Origin of the sequence: Chryseobacterium amylolyticum, from assembly GCF_051011775.1 — a bacterium.
Lineage (GTDB): Bacteria > Bacteroidota > Bacteroidia > Flavobacteriales > Weeksellaceae > Chryseobacterium.
On record NZ_JBPCHX010000007.1, the window covers coordinates 233,126 to 253,618 of the forward strand.

A 20,493-nucleotide genomic window follows, 5' to 3' on the forward strand; every position below is an offset into this window, starting at 1 on the left:
AATCTTTTATAAATGAGGTGGTTGTAAAAAATAATCGCATTTTTTTATTATTTATCTATTAATATTTCTTTATTGTTTACTTTTTTTATTAAATTTAGGTAAGAAAAAACTAATTAATTCAATAAAGAAAAATGTTAAAAAGAGACAGAGGTATACAATTGAGTTTGGTTTCCAGAGCATAAGAATAAATTATTGTGTCTTTAATAATATTTAATCTTAGTAAGGGAGCTTAAGCCCTTTAAATAGTTATATATTTGTTTTTTTTTAAACCACACAACAAACAAGATTAAGGATGAGCATCAACTTCACAACAGCAACTATTAAAGACTTTGAGAATATACCAGACAATGACATGGCTCAAAGGGCTGAAATTTTTTATGAATATTTAGACTATGTAAAGTCTAACGGGCACATGAACTACAGACTGAAGAATACTTCAGGAACCAATGCAGTACTGAATGTAAATATTGCAGACCGCAACAGAGAATTCGTTAGTTTCGTATCAAGTGATTATTTGGGATTTACACAACACCCAAAAGTAAAGCAAGCAGCTATTGAAGGAATAGAAAAATATGGTACAGGTACAGGAGCAACTCCTCTTATCGGTGGATATTTTGATTACCATAACGCTTTAGAAAAAAAGATTTCAGGTTTTTTTAAACGTACAGAAGACGAAGCTGTAGTATTTACTACAGGATATACTGCTAACAGTGCTACTTTACAATGTTTAATGCAGAAAGAGGATCTTGCTATTTTAGATATGGCGGTACATGCCAGCGTGCACGAAGGATGTGCTTTTACCAATAAAAAAACATTTCCGCACAATAATCTCGAATCTTTGGAACACATTTTGAAGGTATCTGAAAATCTGTACCGTACGAAACTCGTTGTAGTGGATGGAGTGTATTCCCAGGATGGAGATACTTCCCGCATTAATGAGATCTATAATCTTGTAAAAAAGTACAATGCCTTTCTGATGGTGGACGACGTACATGGTGTCGGCATCCTCGGAGAAACAGGGAGAGGAACTTTGGAACAGGCTGGATTACTGGATAAGGTAGATATCATTACAGGTACATTCAGTAAGACCTTTGGTAATCTGGGCGGTTATGTTATTGCAGATAAAAAACTTTCCGCATTCATCAGATTCCATTCCCGTCAGCAGATCTTCTCAGCTACAGCTCCGCCATCATCCGCAGGAATCGTTAAAGCCATTGATTTAATTGATGAAGAACCTATCTGGAGAGAAAAACTCTGGAATAATATCAACTATTTCAAAAAAGGACTTGATGATTTAGGATTAGATACCGGGGTAACCTGCTCCGCCATTATTCCCGTAAAAATTGGAGACCCTTATGTAACAGGGGAAGCCGGAAAACTACTAATAGAAAAAGGAATCTATACCAACCCGATTCTTTATCCGGCTGTACCAAGAAAAGATGCGCGTATCAGGATGAGTGTGACTGCAAGACATGAAAAAGAACATCTCGACAAAACGCTTAATGCGTTTGATGATATTAATAAAAAATTGCATATTGCGAAAAAATAATAATTATGCCTAGAAAAGTAGTGCAGGGCCCCATTAGGGACAAAGAAAAAACAAAACAGAAACTGCTTGCTGCAGTTGGTAAAATTTTAAGAGTAAAAGGATATTCCGGATTAAAAGTAAGCAAAATCGCTGCCGTTGCCGGATTTGATAAAAAACTGATCTATGAGTACTTCGGAAGTACTGATAAACTGATCGATGAGTATATCAAATCTCAGGATTACTGGAGCCAGGTCAACCAGGACGTTGATATGGACTTTTCTGACGGCGGACATGAGCTTACCAAAATGGTGGTGCTTAATCAGTTCGAAAACCTGAAGAAAAATAAGGAACTTCAGAAAATTATTCTTTGGGAACTTTCTGAAAGCAAGCCTATCCTTAAAAAACTGGTTGATCAGCGTGAAGAAGTAGGAGAGGTTTTATTTGGAAACATTTCAGATCCTTACTTCGGAGAAGGTGTGGCAACAAGGCACAGGGCAATTATGGCTCTTATTGTTTCCGGGGCTTATTATCTCAACCTTTATACAGGATACAACGCAAGTAAGTTCTGCGGGATTGACCTGAAAACTGAAGAAGGCAGAAAAGAGATTGAAGGCGCTATCGTTGAGCTGATCGACTTTGCTTACAGCAAAAAAAAGTAGGAATTAAAAGTTTTCCGATTTAGGCAGAAATATGATTTTTGTTGATAATTTGAAAACTTTTAATTTTCAAATTAAAACTATATTTCTTACTTTTGGCCAATGGAAAATTTTATAGTATCTGCAAGAAAATATCGTCCTCAGGAGTTTGATACGGTTGTAGGACAATCCCATATTACGGATACTTTAGAACATGCAATTGAAGAAAGCCAATTAGCTCAGGCATTGCTTTTTTGCGGTCCTCGTGGTGTGGGTAAAACTACTTGTGCCAGGATTCTGGCAAGAAAGATCAATGAGAAAGATGGCTCGGTTTCAGAAGACGGCTTTGCGTATAATATCTACGAGCTGGATGCAGCATCCAATAACTCTGTAGATGATATCAGGGAACTGATAGATCAGGTACGTTTTGCACCTCAGGTTGGTAAATACAAAGTATATATCATAGATGAGGTTCATATGCTGTCTTCTGCCGCTTTCAATGCTTTCCTGAAAACGCTGGAAGAGCCGCCTGCCCATGCTATATTTATTTTAGCAACCACGGAGAAGCATAAGATTATTCCTACCATTTTGTCACGTTGTCAGATCTATGACTTCAAGAGAATTGTCATTGAAGACATCCAGAATCATCTGAGAAATATTGCCGAGAAAGAAAATATCCGGTACGAAGATGATGCATTGTATCTGATTGCTCAGAAAGCCGATGGAGCCTTAAGAGATGCACTTTCCATTTTCGATAGGCTGTCTACTTTCTCCCAGAAAAACATTACGCTGGCCAAAGCTGCCGAAGTGCTGAATATTCTGGATTACGATCAGTATCTCAATATTGTGGATCTTGCCAAGGAAAATAAAATTCCGGAAGTCCTTTCTGCATTCAATGAAATTGTAAAAAAAGGTTTTGATCCTCATATTTTTATTGCCGGATTAGGAAATCATTTCAGAGACCTGATGATGGCACAGAATGCTTCAACGATGGAACTCATAGAAGTAGGAGAGAAGACCAAAGCCAAATTTGTAGAACAGGGACAGAAATGGGCCGCCCAGCAGCTGATTGATGGTATTGAGATCTGCAACCACGCGGACATCAATTATAAAAATTCCAAAAACCCAAGACTTACGGTTGAAATTGCATTAATGCAGCTGGCTTCACTGACAGCTAATTTAGGCGATACTAAAAAAAAAAGTTCCTGATACTGGCTCCGTTTCTCAGTGAGAAACAGGAAGTGAAAATTCCGGAAAAATCTCCGGAGAAGATAGAAGTTAAAGCAGAGCAGCAGCCTGCAGCTTCCCAGACAGTTCAGGCAGTTTCAGTAGCCAAAACAACCAAGCCGTTATCAAGGCCGGGAATCTCTTCCGGTTTCAGCATCAATTCCTTTTTGAATAAAGAAGATAAAGTGGAAGCTGCAGAAGATACAGTTGTGAGAACTGAAAATCTTCCTCAAAACCATTTTACAGATACAGATCTGCAGACAGAATGGAAAATTATGCTTAAGCAGCTCCAGGTTAAAAATAATTTTGTGTTCAATGCGGTGAAAACCTTTAAGCTGGAAAAAGCTGAAGAGCATAAAATCAAAGTTTTATTCCCTTCAGATTCTGCCAAAGTAGAATTTGACAAAATAAGTGGAGAATTTTTTAATCATTTTAAAAGAAAAGTTCAGAACCATAGCATCGAGGTAGAATACATCAGAGACGTTGAAAATCTGAAGATTGAGGTGGTGACGAAGAGGAAAATGTTTGAAAAGTTTATCGAAAAAAATCCACTTTTGAAAGATCTTGATGATTTAATGAAGTTTGATTTGACATAATTTTTATATATTTGTCAAATATTTCTGTCGAAAATACGTTTTTGACAAAAATACATTACAACCAGAAACGCTAAAACAAGACATTTCCAGAATAAAATGGAAAAACTGACTAACACATATCTGTCTTTTTTTGCACCCGCTAATTACTTTTTTAGCGGCTATTTTAGTTTTTCTGCTTCTTATTATAGAAATTTCAGAACCTATTACCGATTTTATTGGTACTGTTAACTGAATTTCTTTCCAAAAAATACAGGAGAAGTAGAGCCCTATTATTTTCCTGATTCCTTTAAACAATTTTGAACGGCATTTTTTGAAAAGAATTATAAATTAAATTTTATAATCCAAAGGGCTATTGCTGTCAACGAAAAAAGTATATAAAAAAACAATAAAATTTAGAATAATGAATTTAAATGATTTAAAAAATGAGTGGATCGATGGGCTTACACAGCCTTTAATGATTGCGGGACCTTGTAGTGCGGAAAGTGAAGCTCAGATGCTTGAAACTGCCAGGAGAATTAAAGAAGCCAATGCTAATGTTTCGGTTTTCCGTGCAGGAATCTGGAAACCCCGTACCAAACCGAACGGTTTTGAAGGAGTAGGGGTTATAGGCTTGAACTGGCTGAAAAAAGTAAAAGAAGAATACGGTTTTAAAACAGCTACTGAGGTAGCTAATGCACACCACGTATTTGCAGCTCTGGAGGCAGATGTGGATGTTCTTTGGATCGGGGCACGCTCTACAGTGAATCCGTTTACAGTACAGGAAATTGCGATGGCTTTAAGGGGAACTGATAAGCCGGTATTCGTGAAAAACCCTGTTAATCCGGATCTTGCTTTATGGATCGGAGCGTTGGAAAGACTATTAGGACAGGATATTAAAAACCTGGGGGTGATCCACAGAGGATTTTCAACCTACCAGAAAACAAAATACAGAAACAACCCGAACTGGCAGATTGCCCTTGATTTCAAGAGCCAGTTTCCGAATATACCCATGCTGATTGACCCGTCACACATCTGCGGAAACAGAACAGGTCTTGCTGATATTACGCAGGAGGCACTTAACGTAGGATACCAGGGAGCAATCATTGAATCACACTGCAATCCTGATGAAGCATGGAGTGATGCTTCTCAGCAGATTACCCCGGAGGTTCTTGCAGATCTTATTGGTAATTTAAAGGTGAGAAGCTCTAATCTTGCAGGTTTTGAAGGAGAAATGGGCAGACACAGAACTTTAATTTCGGACCTTGACTTCCAGTTAATTGAGCTTCTTTCCCAAAGGATGAAAATTTCTGAAAAAATCGGTAAGCTTAAAAAGGAAAACGATATTGCGATCTTCCAGCCTGAACGTTGGAAAGTAATTACAGAATACGCTACACAAAAAGCCAAAGAAACAGGAATGTCTCAGGAGTTTATTGAAAAAGTATTCAAAGCAATCCACGAGGAGTCTATTGAAGTTCAGAATAATATTATGATCGATAAAAGATAATAGAATTAAAACTTGTACCGGAATTTCGGTCTCAATATAATTTAGGGCTTAGGCATCAGTATTTAGGGAATTGAAACATGTGTTTTTAAACCTATTTCCTGAATTCTAAGCCCTAATTCCGTATATTTGCAGCAGTATTATCTATGAAAGGAAAAATCATTAAATCTACAGGCAGTTGGTACCAGGTTTTGGAATTGGAAACAAATAAAATTTTCGAGGCCAGAATCAGGGGAAAATTTAAACTGATAAAAACCAGACTTACCAATCCGCTTGCTGTAGGAGATTTTGTTGAGTTCCAACTGGAACAGGATGATATTGCGTGGATTACGAAAATTGAGCCGCGTTCCAATTATCTGATCAGAAAATCAGTCAACCTTTCAAAAGAAGCTCATATTATTGCTTCCAATATTGACCTGGCATGCTTTATCTTTACGCTGAAGCATCCTGAAACCTCACTAGGATTTCTGGACAGGTTTCTGGCGTGCTGTGAAGCCTACAATATTACCCCGCTTATTCTTTTTAATAAAATCGATGTTTTACACGAAGAAGAAATTGAAATTGTAAAAGACATTGAATTCTTATACCAGGAAATTGGTTATGACACCCTGGAAATTTCCTCCTATTCTAAATTGAATCTGAATCAGCTTCAGGAAATTCTGAAAGATAAAACTTCAGTATTCTTCGGGCATTCAGGGTGTGGAAAATCTACTCTGGTAAATGCTTTGCAGCCTGGGCTGAATTTAAAGACATCGGAAATTTCAGACACCCACCTGAAAGGAAAACATACAACAACTTTTGCGCAAATGCACTTCTGGGATTTTGGAGGAAATGTCATTGATACTCCCGGTGTTCGTGAATTTGCGATGATCGATATTGAAAAAGAAGAAGTACAGCATTACTTCCCTGAGATTTTCAAAAAGAGAGAAGAGTGTAAATTTCACAACTGCCTTCACGTAAATGAACCGAAATGTGCCGTTATCGAAGCGCTTGAAACCGGTGAAATCCAACATTCCCGCTATGCAACCTACATTAAGCTGATGGACGAGGCTGAAGAAGCTTCCCAAAAGTAAACTGTGCTATTTATTTGTCAAATACAGATGAATCCGGACGGATCTGTAACATTTTATCTGACACCAGATAAAATATTATTCTAATAAATTACTTCTTTAAAGATTAAATTTAGATACATAGAAGCATTTGTTTTTTTATGAATTATTTTTTTTGAATTTTAATGAAAAAAAATCTGTTTTTTGAATAATTCCACTTTTTGATCTACCTTTCTCATAAATAACTCCAATTTTGTCACATTTTGACTGAGCTTGAAAAATGATACTAAGGGTAATTTTGGCTATTGCAATAATAGCAAAAAAAATGATAAAATTATTTTATATGACTTTTTATGTGGTTGAAAATTATGGAATTAGTAAAAAAATGTGGTATTTTTTTTGAAATAAAAAACCCAGCCGAAGCTGGGTAAAAACTAATAACCATGAAAACTCAAATTAAACATGAGAATCGCAATAGAATAAACAATTACTGTGCCAAAGTTTACTTTGTAATTTCTTAATAAAAGTTATTTTTATGTTAAAAAAAATTAAAATAAAAATCAAAGATATTTTTTGTAATTTTGCGCCATTAAAAAAATATACATTTATGTCTAACATTACATTCACTATGATTAAGCCTGATGCTGTTGCTGACGGACATATCGGTGCTATATTGGGTAAGATTGCTGAAGGAGGTTTTAAAATCAAAGCTTTGAAATTGACTCAGCTTACAGTTGCTGATGCAAAAAAATTCTATGAAGTACACGCTGAGAGACCATTTTATGGAGAATTAGTAGAATTCATGAGCTCTGGTCCTATCGTAGCTGCAGTTTTAGAAAAAGACAATGCAGTTGAAGACTTCAGAACATTAATCGGTTCTACTAACCCTGCAGAAGCTGCAGAAGGTACAATCAGAAAAATGTTTGCAAGAAGCATCGGAGAAAATGCTGTTCACGGTTCAGATTCTGACGAGAATGCATTAATCGAAGCTCAATTCCATTTTTCAGGAAGAGAGATTTTCTAAGAAAATCATCTTATACAATAAAAAAATCCGGGGAATGTTCTCCGGATTTTTTGTTTTGCTATTGCGAAGGCTTAAAGATTATTTTCAATAGCTCCTACATTTTCTCTGTACAGCTCAAGAGGCTTATCAAGCAAAACTGCAATGACCGTCATCTGTTTATCCAGTCTCTCTTTAGGAATATCAATGTAAATGATTCCCGGTCTGTCACTCCAGTAAAGTTTATTGTAAATGGTATGGGTAAGCATGCTGCCTTCCCCTGCGATTCTTATTCTGGCAATGTTGTTTTTTATTCCCTTCAGTGCAATTGGTCCTGTTGGAATTCCTTCCACAAAAAGATAAAGTGTCTGTTTGTCTTTTGATAAAGCACTCATTCCCGGGAAATGACCTTCCGGCAGCCCTTTTCCTGTTTCAAATAAAGCCTCTGCATGTTTGCTTATCCATTGCAGCGTTTCCGGATTTGTTGCAGGAGTTTTTTTGATTTTCATATCAAGGCCATCATTGGTTAATCCTGCATTTGTGAACAGATTATTACCATTATATAAGGCATTGGCTACATCATAAACGGCTTCCCGGGTATTTTTGTTTTCCAGCATTTCAGCAAGAGGATGTTCTTTCTTTTTAAAATCTTTCAGAAATACAGGAGGAGTGTCAAAAATAAGTTCTGCAACTGTGACATCTTTGTCAAATTTTACATCGGAGAAGTTCAGTGTCAGAGTTTTTTCAGGATTATAATCCGCTTTAACAACAGCGGATGGTTCTCCGATGATTTTTACTGAATGAGGTTTTGTTGCCAGCCCATAGATCTTTGTAAAGTTTTTGGTTTCTTCAAGATACAGGAATAAAGATTTTTTGGAGACCGACAAAGAAGATTTCCCTTTGTAGTTTTCAAAAGGAATTCCACGGGTTGTTTCGTAAATGGCATGCTGATTTTTTGAGGTCCATCGTCCCAGGTTTTTAAGAATCTCAACCTGTTCCTCCGGAATGCTGCCGTCTGATCTGGGGCCGATATCAAGAAGGAGATTTCCTCCCATACTGATTACATCTGCCAGCGTTCTGACAATCATATTAGGGGTTTTATAACTTTTGTCAAAGGGTTGGTATCCCCAGGAATCATTCATGGTATAGCAGAGTTCCCAATATGGATTCTGAGGGGGAACTACCGGGACACCTTGTTCCGGAGTATCATAATCTCCGTGATTGTTGAGTCTGGAATTGATAATGATATTGGAATTGTATTTCCTCAGTAAATCTAAAGTCTGAGAAGCCTGCCATTCCTCAGAAGTATGCTCCCAGTCCCCATCGAACCAAAGAAGATCCGGAGCGTACTGAGAAGAAAGTTCATTAAGCTGGCTCTGATAATAGCTGATAAAATGCTGCCACCGTGCAGGATCATTTTTGATTTCATACCGCTTTTTTGTCCGGGTATTGATATCATAATAAGGATGGCTCCAATCCGGTAAGGAGAAATAAAGTCCTGTTTTTAATCCTGAATTTTTCAGTGCAGTAACAAAAGGGCTCAAAACATCCTTTTGGGCCAATGAGTTCTGAGGAATGCTTGTCGCTTTTTCTGCTTTTGAATTCCACAATGAAACTCCGTCATGATGTTTTGTTGTTATCACCGCATATTTTGCACCGGATTCTTTAATGAGATTTACCCATTGTTCCGGCTGATATTTTGAAGCTGAAAAACCATTCAGCTGTTTCATATAATTTTCGTGATTAATGTAATTATTGAAGAATGACCAGGATTCGGAGATTCCGTTGACGGAGTAAATTCCCCAATGAATAAAGATACCCAGCTTGGCATTTTTAAACCATTCCATTTTTTTGCTGTTGCCGGCTGTTTGTTCCTGTGCATCAATAGTACCCGCAGATAATATCAGGCCAAGGAAAACAGCTTTAATCAGACTGCTTTTCATATATAGATTAATTTTAACATTAAATATAAATAAAGAAAACCTTACAGGATAAAATAGTTTTAATATTGAGTAATAATTGTTATCAAACTGTTTCTTTTTATTGTATTTTAGAAATGGAACGTTTATTGTAAAATTTACCTGAAAAAAGCAATTATGAAAATTCCGGCAATATTAATGGCAAGTTTGCTAGCGGTAGGAGTCTCTGCACAGACTACCAAACCTGTAACTAAAACGAAAAAGCCTGTCAAAAAAGTAAAGAAAGCTGCTGCTTCGGATACGGTTGAAAAGAAAAAACCGGGAAGTCCTAAACCGGCCGTAAAAAAAGATACACTTGTACTTCATGGATATGGCTGCCCGGCCTGCGGGATGGGATAGGAGATGAGAAAGCCAATGCTGGGAGTATCGATGATGGCAGAAGCAGACTTTGTTTCCGCTGTTTTGCCATTGCTTCAGAATAATTCCATGGATGTGCTGGAATGGTCTTTTGATACCCTTTATCAACCGTATGAACCGGATTGGCTTCGTGATCTGTTAAACTTTTATGCAGAGAATGGGCGTTTGATTGGTCATGGTGTTTATTATTCTTTGTTTGATGCAAGATGGACAGAAAGACAGGATGAATGGCTGAAAAAGCTTAAAGAAGAAGTCAGGCTCCGGAAATACAGCCATATTACGGAACATTTTGGTTTCATGAATACGGAAAATTTTCATCAGGGGGTACCATTACCGGTGTCTTTGCATCCAAAGACTTTACAAATAGGAAAAGACAGGCTTTACAGGCTTCAGGAAGCAGTGGATATTCCCGTAGGGGTAGAAAATCTGGCATTTTCTTTTTCCATAGATGATGTTAAGGAGCAGGGAGTGTTTCTTGATCGGCTTACAGAAGATACAAATGGCTTTCTGATTCTTGATCTCCATAATATTTATTGTCAATCCTGTAATTTCGGGGTAGGAATGAAAGAGATTATTGATTTGTATCCTTTGCATAAGGTAAAAGAGATTCATCTTTCCGGAGGAAGCTGGCAGGAGAGTGCTTATGGAAAAAAGCAGGTGAGGAGAGATACTCATGATGATGCCGTTCCTCAGGATATTCTTTCTGTTTTGCCCTCTGTAATGGAGCAATGCCAACATCTGGAATATGTTATTATTGAAAGACTGGGGCATACTGTAAAAACAGAAGAAGAAAAAGCTTCTTTCCTGACTGATTTTAATACTGTCAGAACAATTATTGAGATATCCGATATGAAATGGGAAGAAAGGAACTGGAGGAAAAAAGAAATAACTCTTCCGGAAAAACCTTTGGAAGATTTGATACTATATGAAGAACAGTCGGTGCTTACTAAGCTTCTTTTTGAAAATGCTGATGTCTCAGTTATTAAAAATCATAACTTTCATTATTTCAAAACAGAAAACTGGGACCCTGAAATGATTCTTACAGCTCAGAACATCATTAAAAAATGGAATCCTTATTAAATTCTATTCTGATAACCAAAATCAAATTATATGAAAATGACAACATTAGTATTGATCATTACCGCTGTTCTCACTGCTTTGATAGGAGGACTTTTTTATGCTTATTCATGTTCGGTTGTCCTTGGGCTGGGAAAGCTCTCTGATCCGGAATACCTGAAAGCTATGCAGAACATCAACCGGGAAATCCTTAATCCTGTCTTCTTTATGAGCTTTATGGGTACTGTAGTTCTTCTTCCATTGTCTGCATTTTTATTCCGTGGGCAGCAACCTGTCTTTATTTTTCTCCTTTTAGCTACACTGGCTTACCTGATTGGAGTTTTTGGGGTGACGGTTGCCGGGAATGTTCCGATGAATGATGCGCTGGATAAGTTCGATATTTCAGGTTCCACTACGAAAGCGATCAGGCAGATGCGGGAAAATTTTGAAAACAGATGGAATTTCCTGAATAATATAAGAACTGTTTTTTCTGTCATTTCAATCATTTTTGTGGTCTGTGCCTGTGTCTGGAATAAGGAAGTATAAAAATTATAAATGGAATCAGGTAAAAATACGTAAACATCAGATTCAGTATTTCTACGGATGTGTACATGTGGTTTTATTCAGATCTTTGTCTTGTTAGTAAGACAGTTTTAAACATTTTCAACAAGTTGAAAAAAAGATTATAACCAAGACGACTTAAGTTTCCAAACAAGAGAAAAGGCAGCCAACGGCTGCCTTTTGTATATGATAAAAGATAATCTTAAATCTTTAAAAGTTCGATTGTTCTTTCAGGGCTTTCAGCTGAGAAAACAGCATTTCCTGCAACAAGAACATCGGCGCCGGCTTCAAATAATTTGGAAGCGTTGTCGAGATTTACCCCTCCGTCTACTTCAATAAGTGCTGTAGAATTGTTGCTTAAGATCAGGTCTTTGGTTTCAGCAATCTTTTTATAAGTATTTTCGATGAATTTCTGACCTCCAAATCCCGGGTTTACGCTCATTAATAATACAAGATCAACATCTGCAATAATATCTTCAAGCATTAGCACCGGAGTGGAAGGGTTTAAAACAACACCGGCTTTTGCTCCTTTATTCTGAATATGATGAATGGTTCTGTGAAGATGGGTGCATGCCTCATAATGTACAGAAACAAGGTCTGCACCAAGATTGATGAATTCATCAACATATTTTTCAGGTTCCACGATCATCAGGTGAACATCTACAAATTTTTTAGCATGCTGCTGAACGGTTTTCATTACCGGAAAACCAAATGAAATGTTGGGTACAAATCTGCCGTCCATTACATCAACGTGGATCCAGTCGGCCTGAGAATTATTCAGCATTTCAATGTCTTTTTGCAGGTTCCCGAAGTCTGCAGATAAAAGGGATGGAGCAATAAGCTTCGTTTTCATTTTTACTTTTATACTTTTTATTTAGATATAAGATATTAGATCTCAGATTTCAGATCTTTAAAGAGCAGAAATATGCAGTCATTTGAGTCTGGTGTCTGTTGTCTTATATCTGAAATCTCAATTAATGATATTTCAGTTTCATTTCCGGTTTGATCTTAAGGACCGTTTCGTAGATAAGTTTAATAACATTAGCTACATCTTCCTTAGACACCATTTCTACCGTAGTATGCATATAGCGCAAAGGTAAGGAAATTAACGCACTTGGTACTCCGCCGTTCGAATGGGCAAAAGCATCTGTATCAGTTCCTGTAGCCCTGCTGGCTGCAGCCCTCTGAAAAGGAATTTTTTTAGCCTTTGCAGTATCAATAATCAGTTCCCTGATGGTGTGATGAACACTTGGAGCGAAGAATACTACCGGACCTGCACCGCATTTCTGATCACCTTCTTTCTTCTTTTCAATCATCGGGGTTGTCGTATCATGGGTGACGTCTGTTACAATGGCAATATTCGGTTTGATAGTATCTGCAATCATATCTGCTCCGTATAAGCCTACTTCTTCCTGTACGGAATTAGTGATGTAAAGCCCGAAAGGAATTGATTTCTTATTTTCTTTTAAAAGTCTGGCCACTTCAGCAATCATAAAACCACCGATTCTGTTGTCCAGAGCTCTGCACACAAAATACCGGTCGTTCATTTCAAAGAACTCATCAGGATAAGTGATCATGCATCCTACAAAGATTCCCATTTCTTCCACTTCCTTTTTGGAAGTAGCACCACAGTCTATAAAAATATTTTCGATCTTTGGAGTCGGCTCATTCTGGTTTGTTCTTGTGTGAATGGCAGGCCATCCGAATACTCCTTTTACAATTCCGTTTTCTCCGTGAATATGTACCACTTTGGAGGGAGCGATGGTCTGGTCAGAGCCTCCGTTCCTGATGACATAAATTAATCCATCCTCAGTAATATAATTAACGTACCATGAGATTTCATCGGCATGTGCTTCAATCACTACTTTAAATTCGGCTTCCGGATTGATAATTCCATAGCAGGTTCCATAATGGTCTACTTCTATCTTATCTACATACGGTCTGATGTAATCCATCCAGACTTCCTGTCCTTTATGTTCGTAACCTGTTGGTGATGAAGTGTTTAGGTATTTTTCTAAAAATTTTAAAGATTTCTTTTCAAATTTCATAAAAAGGAATGATTTTTGCGTTCAATTTTTGTTCTTATAAGTGTAAAAATAATGAATTTTAGTAAGATTATCTGCCTTTTTATTCTCTTTTTTGGAGTCAGTGTTTTCGGTCAGAAAGATGGTATTGTGGCAAAACCTCTCAGTCAGTACCCGCCTGAATCCCTGAAAGTGGACGAATTTGGGAATAAGTATTATTATGACGAACAGCAGAAGATCAAGGTTTATGAAATCAATGGTGAGCCTGTCGTCGTTTTAGATGAATTGGTATTGGTGAATAAGCCACGATTTAACAATCAGCTGGATAAGAATTACTATTACTTCCTGAATAAAAAGCTCTATAGAGTATATCCGTTATTTGTTACCGCATTGCAGCAGTACAGGGATATTCAGAAAGATATGAATGATATGGATAGTAAAGCCAAAAGAAAGTTTGTAAGAGAGAGGCAGAATATACTGGCTGACCAATATGAAAAGCAACTGAGAGATCTTACTACTACCGAAGGACAGGTTTTTGCAAAGCTGATGAACAGGGCTACCGGCAAAAATGTATTTGAGATTATCAAAGAGCTGAGGGGAGGATGGAGTGCTTTCTGGTGGAATGTGAAAGGAAAAATGGCTGATATTGATCTGAAAGAGCGCTATGATCCTCATACCAACAGAAGTGATGAATTTATAGAATCACTGCTGCAATCCAACTGGAACTCAGGGTATTTACAGCCTTATCCGGGAGCAAGCGATTTTAAAGTAAAGAAATAATATACATTCCTGTAAGGTTACCTTACAGGAATTTTTCTTTTAATTTATCGAATACGATTTTATCTATCGGAAGCGGAAAAGGGTTATCCGGTCTGTCAATATCAATCCATTCTGTTTTTTCAATGCAGGGATCCATAATAATAAAATCTTCTTCATTGATGATCTCTACGATATAATATATGGTAAGCAGCTGTTCATTTTCTCGGAAGCGGGAAACCAGAAAGTTTTCCTGTGTGTAGAAATGTTCCAGTACATTTATTTTTACATTCAGTTCTTCATCAAACTCACGATGCAGGCATTCCAGTACACCTTCTCCGTATTCCAGTCCGCCGCCGGGAAATTTCATTAAAGGTTCGCCGGCATATTCTTCAAATAAGGTTAAAACCTGCTTATCTTTTACCGCACACGCATACACTCTAATGTTGATCTTATCTATCATATATATAATGTATAATATTTGTATAGCTAATGTAAGGAAATTTTATAGAGGTGAAAAGGCGAAATTGCCAAAAAGTAAATTTGAAGATCAGCTTCTGGATACTTTTGCCCCCTTTGCCTTTTTACAGTTTCACTGCGTTAATCATTTCTCTTTTCCCCGGCGGGCCCTGTTTTTTTTCAACCTGGAAATTCAATTCCTGAAGAATTCTTCTTACGCTGCCTTTTGAAGAATAAGTTGTTAATAATCCGTTAATGGCCATTTTGTCAGAAACCAGCTCAAATAACGGTTTTTCCCAAAGGTCAGGCTGTACTCTGGCGCCAAAACAGTCAAAATAAACAAGGTTAATTTCAGGCAGATCAATGTCTTTCAGGTCAAAAAAATCACATTCTATCTTTTTTAGGTTGAATCCACTAATAATTTCTACTGGCTTTTCCCAATCTGACAGATGAATTTTCTGATAAATATTTTTTAACTCTGGGTTATCAAAAAGTTCATCGTAAGCTAAATCTTTAACTTCGGATTCATTTATGGGGTATTTTTCGAGCGAAAAATAATTGATGACATGATTTTTGTCAGTTTTTAAATATTCATTAATTGTTACCAAAACATTCAAACCTGTTCCAAAACCGAGTTCTAAAATATTAATTTCGCAATCATTTATCAAATTCAGTCCATTTTTGATAAACACGTGTTCGGCTTCCTGTAGTGCTCCGTGATGCGAATGGTAGTTTTCGTTTAATTCATTGATAAACAGTGTTTTACTGCCATCGTTTGTGGTTTTAATTTCTCTTTTCAAGCTATTTTTTTGTCAAATTTACTCTAAAATTTTTATATTTAGAAAATTATGTTAAATTTGTAGAACATCGTAAAAATTTTAAAAAATGATAATTCAAAAAACTGAAAACTCCAGAATTTCTACATTTGACCCTAACAATTTTTCATTCGGAAATACTTTCATCGATCATATGATCATTTGTGAGTACGAAAACGGAAAATGGGGTGATGTAAAATTAGTTCCTTACGGTCCGATTCCATTTACGCCTGCTATGATGGGGGTAAATTATGGACAAGCTTGTTTTGAAGGTATGAAAGCCTATAAAGACAAAGACGGGCAGGTTTTCCTTTTCAGGCCAGAAAAGAATTTTGAACGTATCAATAAGTCAGCGAAGCGTCTTGCTATGCCTGAAGTGACTGAAGAAATGTTTTTAGACGGGTTAAAAGCATTAGTAGATATCGACAGAGATTGGATTCCACAGGGGGAAGGAATGTCTCTTTATATCAGACCTTTGATTTTTGCTACAGAAGAAGCTTTGAAAGCAAGAGTTGCCGATAAATATATGTTTGCTATCGTTGCAACGCCGGCGAAGAGCTATTATTCAGAACCGGTATCAGTGAAAATCTCTGACCACTATTCAAGAGCTGCAAACGGAGGAGTAGGTTCCGCAAAAGCTGCAGGGAACTACGCTGCTTCTTTCTATCCTACACAATTGGCTATAGAAGAAGGATATGAGCAGATCATCTGGACAGATGATGCTACTCACGAATATTTCGAAGAAAGTGGTACAATGAACGTATTTGTAAGAATCAACGATACAATCTATACCCCTCCGACTTCTGAAAAAATCCTTGACGGGGTAACGAGAGACAGCTTTATTCAGTTAGCAAAGAGAAGAGGAATCGAAGTGAAAGTAGAGCCTATTGCTGTAAAAACAGTAATTGAAGCTTTAAAGAACGGTTCTCTTAAAGAAGTTTGGGGAGTAGGTACAGCAGTAGTAACCACTCAATTCCAGGCTTTAGGATATCAGGGAGAAAAACTTGATCTTCCAAGATTATCTGATGAAGAAAGTTTTGCAGCGATCCTTAAGAAAGACCTTGTAGATTTACAAACGAACCTGTCTGAAGATCCGTTCGGATGGAGAGTTACTGTAGATCACGCTTTAGAAACAGTATAATAGCTTAAAATAACAATATGAAAGCCGGGTTTTTCCCGGCTTTTTCGTATCTATGTATTTATAAAAATAGATGAATAGTTGAAGATCACATTCATATTTTATTACATGCACACATTTCTTAATCAAGTTTTGTAATTGATTCCCGAAATGTGTATTTTCGCAAAAGTTTATGAAAAAAATACTCTTCATATCAGCCATATGCCTGTTGAGCTGCAACAGAAATGCCCAGACGGCCCATCCTCCTGTAGGCGGTGTTTTAAGCCAGAAAGATCTGGATGTTTCCAAAAACAGGATGAAAAATTTGAATACCATAGAACGGGGCCAGATTCAGGACTGGATCAATGGCCAGTCTGTGAAGTATTATCCTACGCAGCTTAATTACTGGGTAACAGTAGAAGGTTATGATCAGAGAGAGAAAAGGAAAGATGAAACCATGATTTCCTATTCCTATGATCTGTATGATTTTGACGAGACTAAAATCTATGACAAGCCTTTTGAGAGGAGAGATGCCAGATTCGGGCATTTTAATGAACTGAAAGCGGTGGAGAATGCTTTACGTTTTATACGTGATGGAGAGGAAGTAACGCTTTTGGTACCGTCTTCTCTGGCTTACGGAACCTACGGAGACGAAAAGAAAATAGACAACGACATTCCATTAATCATAAAATTAAAAGCTCTATAATACATGAAATTGTTTAACAAGAATATAATTCTGGCAGCGGCAAGTATTTCGCTGATGAGTTGTACCCCAATTTATAAAAAAATGAACGTAGACAAAGAAACTTACGAAGGTCTTAATGACGGACTTTATGCCAATCTTCAAACCACAAAAGGGAATATGATTGTGAAGTTTGAAGACAAGAAAGCACCAGTAACTGTAGCCAACTTTATCGGTCTTGCAGAAGGGAAAATCGACAACAAAGCTAAGGCTAAAGGAGTTCCTTACTATGACGGAACTATTTTCCACAGAGTAATCAAAGATTTCATGATCCAGGGAGGTGACCCTCAGGGAACAGGTATGGGAGATCCGGGATATAAATTCGAGGATGAAAGAAATGACCTTAAGCACACAGGAAAAGGGATCCTTTCTATGGCGAACTCAGGACCCAATACAAACGGTTCTCAGTTCTTTATTACTGAAGTAGCTACTCCTTGGCTGGACGGAAGACATACGATCTTCGGAAAAGTAGTAAAAGGAACTGAAGTGATTGATGCTATTGCCAATGTTGAAAAAGGAGCTCAGGATAAGCCTAAAACAGATATCGTTTTAGAAAAAGTTTCTGTTTTCAGTAAAGGTGACGAGTACAAACACTACGACGCGGCTAAAACTTTCAACGAAGGAAAAGCTAAAATCGCAGAAAACAATAAAGCTTTCATCGCTAAAGAAGAAGCTGAAAGAAAGAAAAAAGAAGAAGAATTCAAAGCTAACCAGGAGAAACTGGTAGAAAGCCTGAAAGCTGGTATGCAGAAAACTGAGTCCGGTCTTTATTATAAAATCACAAAAACAGCTGACGGTAAAGCTCCAAAAGCTGGTGACAATGTATCTGTACACTATGCAGGTAAATTAGTAGACGGAACTGAGTTTGATTCTTCATTCAAAAGAAATGAGCCGATCGAAATTCCAATCGGAATGGGAAGAGTAATCAAAGGATGGGATGAAGGGATCCTTTTATTGAAAGAAGGTGAAACGGCAACATTATTGATTCCGCCGGCAATGGCTTACGGAGAAAGAGGAGCAGGAGGGGTAATCCCGCCAAACTCATGGTTGGTTTTCGATGTTGAGCTTGTAAAAGTAAAATAATTGAATCTTCAAAATATTGTAAAAAGCCGTCCGAAAGGATGGCTTTTTTATTTTGCTCAAATATTCTGTAACGATCCGAGTAAATAGTACGACACATTTAACAGTTGGAAAGGTTAATAATTTTTCTGACAAAAATGTAACACCCTTCAATCATGAAAACCAAATCACTTTTCTTTCTGCTCATTTTGCTGTCTTTTACTGCTTTTTCGCAGACCAAGACGAATTCTGATGATACAGCAATAAAAAAATCACTTACCTACTTTGTAAACAGCATTCAATCCAGGCAGATCGGTCAGGCGGTAAGCTGTATATATCCAAAATTCTTCACGATAGTTTCAAAAGAGCAGATGACGCAGATTTTGAATATGACTTACAATAATCCGTTCATGAAAATTGAAGTACAGGATTTAAAATTTGGAACTATTGAAAAACCTGAACTTATTACGGGTGAATATTTTTCTATTACCCATTATTTTTTGAAACTGAAATGTAATGTCAGTTCATTAAGTGATGATATGAGAAAGAAAATGAGCAGCGCCTTAACAGGTAAATACGGCGCAGATAATGTAAAATATGTAGCTAACGAAGGGGCCTATCTCATCAACGCTCCTATGAAAGCCTGTGCTGTTGCAAAAGATAAAAAGGCATGGAAATTTGTTATTCTGGAAAAAGAGTATAAAAAAGAACTGGTGAAAATCTTACCGAAAAAAATTCTGGATAAATTTTAAAAGTTAAGCAGTAAAAGTAAACTGCCTTGAAGAAGCATTTCTTCGTTCCTGTAAATACCGTAAAAATACGGATTTGAGTAAGGAATTATTACTTCTATCTTTATCCGGCACTTATAAAAAACAAAATAAATATGTTGGATCTGAATTACGATGAAATAAAAAAGGAAATAGAGTCGGAGGTGTGTGAAGCGCACCATCTGCATCCGGAACTGATTAAAACAGATGAAGGCTTCGGAATAAAAGCCTGTTGTGAGCCTTTCAGGGAGAAGGTGGTTGAGAAATCCGGGAAAATGATTGAAGAAGAAACCCAGAAGATCCTCGAAAAAATGCTGAAGAATATGTTTAAAGAATAAATTTTTACGATGTGATGATAGCACTTGTTGTTATCACGGGAGCTGCTCCGGAAGGAGTGGCTTTTTTGTTATGTTTTTAACAACTTGAACTCAATAAAAAACCGCCCCAAAAACAGGGCGGTTTTCCAAGTAAAAATAAATTGAAAGTTATATGTTTTGTTATCTTTTCTTCACACTTGTTCCAGCCAGGGAACTGATGAATACAAGGCCAAACCCGATATAAGCGGCAAATGCCGTCAGGTATATAATTAAGCTGTTAAAGCTTGGTTTTGTGGCGTATACCAACACAGAAAATGCAGCAAAACTCAACACCAGCATTAGGCTCCATATATGTAATTTCGCAGCATCTTCATTTCTCTTAAAAATCATTTCAAAAAACGCTCTCATCATTACTAACATTTTAAGGGTTATACATTAATTTATATCATAAAGGCACACTCATCACGGTAAAAAGAATATATTCTTTTACTGGGCTAAGGTTCACGATGACTTGCCATTTATTTATATTACGATACCGGGCTGAAAGTCCGGGATATTTTTGTTTTTTTTGAATCAATAAATGATTCCTGGTTATTGTGATACCAGTCAGATACGGGGTGCAAAACTGCTGTGAAAAACTAATGGGGGTTAGTTGATCACGGACCCGTATCTTTTACGGCATCGTAGAAAAAAAAAGGGATTCATATTTACATATGAATTTGAATCAGTGGAAAAACTGAAAATCCACAGAAAACCTTTTTTCTCATCCTTAGTGTTTTTGTTAATTTTTTCTCATGAATTTACATGCCAATATTATGCCAAAGTTCAGATTCTGCGATTAACACTTTGTTTCACGGGATTGATAAGATTAGTATTGAAGCGTGTTTTCATCTGTTATTTCCTTAAACGTAGAAAAATTTTCTGTTTTGAAGCTTGAATAACCTGAAGTCAAGAAAATATTACGGAAGA

General features: G+C 36.9%; 22 protein-coding genes. 16 read left to right on the forward strand and 6 right to left on the reverse strand.

Annotation, left to right across the window (positions count from 1 at the left end; translation table 11 throughout):
* The first annotated feature begins 292 nt into the window (after positions 1-292).
* The 7 genes from ACR1PO_RS19605 to ACR1PO_RS19635 all read left to right on the forward strand — a co-directional run bounded on the left by ACR1PO_RS19605 (position 293) and on the right by ACR1PO_RS19635 (position 7,539).
* Complete coding sequence (locus ACR1PO_RS19605; protein ID WP_433987895.1) at positions 293-1,549, forward strand: aminotransferase class I/II-fold pyridoxal phosphate-dependent enzyme; 1,257 nt, start codon at positions 293-295, stop codon at positions 1,547-1,549.
* 5 nt (positions 1,550-1,554) lie between these two features.
* Positions 1,555-2,187 (forward strand): TetR/AcrR family transcriptional regulator, encoded by a 633-nt coding sequence (locus tag ACR1PO_RS19610; RefSeq protein ID WP_002980040.1) that lies wholly within the window; start codon positions 1,555-1,557, stop codon positions 2,185-2,187.
* A 99-nt stretch (positions 2,188-2,286) separates the two neighbouring features.
* Entirely contained in the window at positions 2,287-3,372 is a 1,086-nt protein-coding gene (gene dnaX, locus ACR1PO_RS19615; RefSeq protein ID WP_433987896.1) for a DNA polymerase III subunit gamma/tau, read from the forward strand.
* 32 nt (positions 3,373-3,404) lie between these two features.
* Positions 3,405-3,986 carry a DUF8439 domain-containing protein gene (locus ACR1PO_RS19620; protein ID WP_433987897.1) on the forward strand — a complete coding sequence of 194 codons (582 nt, stop codon included), beginning with the start codon at positions 3,405-3,407 and terminating at the stop codon, positions 3,984-3,986.
* 400 nt (positions 3,987-4,386) lie between these two features.
* Complete coding sequence (locus ACR1PO_RS19625; protein WP_433987898.1) at positions 4,387-5,469, forward strand: chorismate mutase; 1,083 nt, start codon at positions 4,387-4,389, stop codon at positions 5,467-5,469.
* Between the two features lie 143 nt (positions 5,470-5,612).
* Positions 5,613-6,539 (forward strand): ribosome small subunit-dependent GTPase A, encoded by a 927-nt coding sequence (rsgA, locus tag ACR1PO_RS19630; protein ID WP_332387140.1) that lies wholly within the window; start codon positions 5,613-5,615, stop codon positions 6,537-6,539.
* A gap of 583 nt (positions 6,540-7,122) precedes the next feature.
* Positions 7,123-7,539 carry a nucleoside-diphosphate kinase gene (locus ACR1PO_RS19635; RefSeq protein WP_034722935.1) on the forward strand — a complete coding sequence of 139 codons (417 nt, stop codon included), beginning with the start codon at positions 7,123-7,125 and terminating at the stop codon, positions 7,537-7,539.
* A gap of 71 nt (positions 7,540-7,610) precedes the next feature.
* On the opposite strand, the gene ACR1PO_RS19640 is transcribed toward ACR1PO_RS19635, so the two are convergent.
* Complete coding sequence (locus ACR1PO_RS19640) at positions 7,611-9,458, reverse strand: alpha-L-fucosidase (RefSeq protein WP_433987899.1); 1,848 nt, start codon at positions 9,456-9,458, stop codon at positions 7,611-7,613.
* A 153-nt stretch (positions 9,459-9,611) separates the two neighbouring features.
* Between ACR1PO_RS19640 and chrA the strand changes: the two genes are divergently transcribed.
* From chrA to chrI, 3 genes are read left to right on the forward strand one after another with little or no spacing between them, the layout of a single operon-like run.
* Entirely contained in the window at positions 9,612-9,833 is a 222-nt protein-coding gene (gene chrA / locus ACR1PO_RS19645) for an MNIO class RiPP chryseobasin precursor ChrA (protein ID WP_433987900.1), read from the forward strand.
* A 3-nt stretch (positions 9,834-9,836) separates the two neighbouring features.
* Positions 9,837-10,931 carry an MNIO family chryseobactin maturase gene (gene chrH / locus ACR1PO_RS19650; RefSeq protein ID WP_433987901.1) on the forward strand — a complete coding sequence of 365 codons (1,095 nt, stop codon included), beginning with the start codon at positions 9,837-9,839 and terminating at the stop codon, positions 10,929-10,931.
* A gap of 36 nt (positions 10,932-10,967) precedes the next feature.
* Positions 10,968-11,453, forward strand: a complete 486-nt coding sequence (gene chrI, locus ACR1PO_RS19655) for a chryseobasin maturation helper ChrI (RefSeq protein ID WP_433987902.1) — start codon at positions 10,968-10,970, stop codon at positions 11,451-11,453.
* Between the two features lie 217 nt (positions 11,454-11,670).
* On the opposite strand, the gene rpe is transcribed toward chrI, so the two are convergent.
* The gene (gene rpe, locus ACR1PO_RS19660; protein ID WP_433987903.1) at positions 11,671-12,321 is read right to left on the reverse strand and encodes a ribulose-phosphate 3-epimerase; all 651 of its coding nucleotides are present in this window, start codon (positions 12,319-12,321) and stop codon (positions 11,671-11,673) included.
* A gap of 121 nt (positions 12,322-12,442) precedes the next feature.
* The gene (gene chrP / locus ACR1PO_RS19665; protein ID WP_332387133.1) at positions 12,443-13,516 is read right to left on the reverse strand and encodes a chryseobasin maturation metalloprotease ChrP; all 1,074 of its coding nucleotides are present in this window, start codon (positions 13,514-13,516) and stop codon (positions 12,443-12,445) included.
* 51 nt (positions 13,517-13,567) lie between these two features.
* On the opposite strand from chrP, the gene ACR1PO_RS19670 reads away from it, so the two are divergent.
* A complete protein-coding gene (locus ACR1PO_RS19670; RefSeq protein ID WP_374464606.1) occupies positions 13,568-14,272 on the forward strand; it encodes a DUF4294 domain-containing protein in 705 nt (234 codons plus the stop codon).
* 22 nt (positions 14,273-14,294) lie between these two features.
* Here the strand turns inward: ACR1PO_RS19670 and ACR1PO_RS19675 are convergent, their stop codons facing one another.
* Positions 14,295-14,711 (reverse strand): NUDIX hydrolase, encoded by a 417-nt coding sequence (locus tag ACR1PO_RS19675; protein WP_332387132.1) that lies wholly within the window; start codon positions 14,709-14,711, stop codon positions 14,295-14,297.
* 121 nt (positions 14,712-14,832) lie between these two features.
* Complete coding sequence (gene mnmC2, locus ACR1PO_RS19680; protein ID WP_433987904.1) at positions 14,833-15,507, reverse strand: tRNA (5-methylaminomethyl-2-thiouridine)(34)-methyltransferase MnmC2; 675 nt, start codon at positions 15,505-15,507, stop codon at positions 14,833-14,835.
* A gap of 85 nt (positions 15,508-15,592) precedes the next feature.
* On the opposite strand from mnmC2, the gene ACR1PO_RS19685 reads away from it, so the two are divergent.
* From ACR1PO_RS19685 to ACR1PO_RS19705, 5 genes are all read left to right on the forward strand, one after another.
* Positions 15,593-16,663 carry a branched-chain amino acid aminotransferase gene (locus ACR1PO_RS19685; RefSeq protein WP_332387131.1) on the forward strand — a complete coding sequence of 357 codons (1,071 nt, stop codon included), beginning with the start codon at positions 15,593-15,595 and terminating at the stop codon, positions 16,661-16,663.
* A gap of 169 nt (positions 16,664-16,832) precedes the next feature.
* The gene (locus tag ACR1PO_RS19690) at positions 16,833-17,345 is read left to right on the forward strand and encodes an FKBP-type peptidyl-prolyl cis-trans isomerase (RefSeq protein ID WP_332387130.1); all 513 of its coding nucleotides are present in this window, start codon (positions 16,833-16,835) and stop codon (positions 17,343-17,345) included.
* An 81-nt stretch (positions 17,346-17,426) separates the two neighbouring features.
* Complete coding sequence (locus ACR1PO_RS19695; protein ID WP_228370561.1) at positions 17,427-18,464, forward strand: peptidylprolyl isomerase; 1,038 nt, start codon at positions 17,427-17,429, stop codon at positions 18,462-18,464.
* A gap of 152 nt (positions 18,465-18,616) precedes the next feature.
* Positions 18,617-19,192, forward strand: coding sequence for a hypothetical protein (locus ACR1PO_RS19700; protein ID WP_433987905.1), 576 nt, complete (start codon positions 18,617-18,619; stop codon positions 19,190-19,192).
* Positions 19,193-19,323: 131 nt separating this feature from the next.
* Positions 19,324-19,545, forward strand: coding sequence for a hypothetical protein (locus tag ACR1PO_RS19705; RefSeq protein ID WP_433987906.1), 222 nt, complete (start codon positions 19,324-19,326; stop codon positions 19,543-19,545).
* Between the two features lie 159 nt (positions 19,546-19,704).
* Here ACR1PO_RS19705 and ACR1PO_RS19710 read toward each other — a convergent pair whose 3' ends face one another.
* Positions 19,705-19,935, reverse strand: coding sequence for a hypothetical protein (locus tag ACR1PO_RS19710; protein WP_332387127.1), 231 nt, complete (start codon positions 19,933-19,935; stop codon positions 19,705-19,707).
* Between the last annotated feature and the right edge of the window lie 558 nt (positions 19,936-20,493).

Coding starts and splice junctions, on each gene's coding strand:
- ACR1PO_RS19605 (WP_433987895.1), top strand. CDS start 293: ATGAGCATCAACTTCACAACAGCAACTATTAAAGACTTTGAGAATATA.
- ACR1PO_RS19610 (WP_002980040.1), top strand. CDS start 1,555: ATGCCTAGAAAAGTAGTGCAGGGCCCCATTAGGGACAAAGAAAAAACA.
- dnaX (WP_433987896.1), top strand. CDS start 2,287: ATGGAAAATTTTATAGTATCTGCAAGAAAATATCGTCCTCAGGAGTTT.
- ACR1PO_RS19625 (WP_433987898.1), top strand. CDS start 4,387: ATGAATTTAAATGATTTAAAAAATGAGTGGATCGATGGGCTTACACAG.
- rsgA (WP_332387140.1), top strand. CDS start 5,613: ATGAAAGGAAAAATCATTAAATCTACAGGCAGTTGGTACCAGGTTTTG.
- ACR1PO_RS19635 (WP_034722935.1), top strand. CDS start 7,123: ATGTCTAACATTACATTCACTATGATTAAGCCTGATGCTGTTGCTGAC.
- ACR1PO_RS19640 (WP_433987899.1), bottom strand. CDS start 9,458: ATGAAAAGCAGTCTGATTAAAGCTGTTTTCCTTGGCCTGATATTATCT.
- chrA (WP_433987900.1), top strand. CDS start 9,612: ATGAAAATTCCGGCAATATTAATGGCAAGTTTGCTAGCGGTAGGAGTC.
- chrH (WP_433987901.1), top strand. CDS start 9,837: ATGAGAAAGCCAATGCTGGGAGTATCGATGATGGCAGAAGCAGACTTT.
- chrI (WP_433987902.1), top strand. CDS start 10,968: ATGACAACATTAGTATTGATCATTACCGCTGTTCTCACTGCTTTGATA.
- rpe (WP_433987903.1), bottom strand. CDS start 12,321: ATGAAAACGAAGCTTATTGCTCCATCCCTTTTATCTGCAGACTTCGGG.
- chrP (WP_332387133.1), bottom strand. CDS start 13,516: ATGAAATTTGAAAAGAAATCTTTAAAATTTTTAGAAAAATACCTAAAC.
- ACR1PO_RS19670 (WP_374464606.1), top strand. CDS start 13,568: ATGAATTTTAGTAAGATTATCTGCCTTTTTATTCTCTTTTTTGGAGTC.
- ACR1PO_RS19675 (WP_332387132.1), bottom strand. CDS start 14,711: ATGATAGATAAGATCAACATTAGAGTGTATGCGTGTGCGGTAAAAGAT.
- ACR1PO_RS19685 (WP_332387131.1), top strand. CDS start 15,593: ATGATAATTCAAAAAACTGAAAACTCCAGAATTTCTACATTTGACCCT.
- ACR1PO_RS19690 (WP_332387130.1), top strand. CDS start 16,833: ATGAAAAAAATACTCTTCATATCAGCCATATGCCTGTTGAGCTGCAAC.
- ACR1PO_RS19695 (WP_228370561.1), top strand. CDS start 17,427: ATGAACGTAGACAAAGAAACTTACGAAGGTCTTAATGACGGACTTTAT.
- ACR1PO_RS19700 (WP_433987905.1), top strand. CDS start 18,617: ATGAAAACCAAATCACTTTTCTTTCTGCTCATTTTGCTGTCTTTTACT.
- ACR1PO_RS19705 (WP_433987906.1), top strand. CDS start 19,324: ATGTTGGATCTGAATTACGATGAAATAAAAAAGGAAATAGAGTCGGAG.
- ACR1PO_RS19710 (WP_332387127.1), bottom strand. CDS start 19,935: ATGATGAGAGCGTTTTTTGAAATGATTTTTAAGAGAAATGAAGATGCT.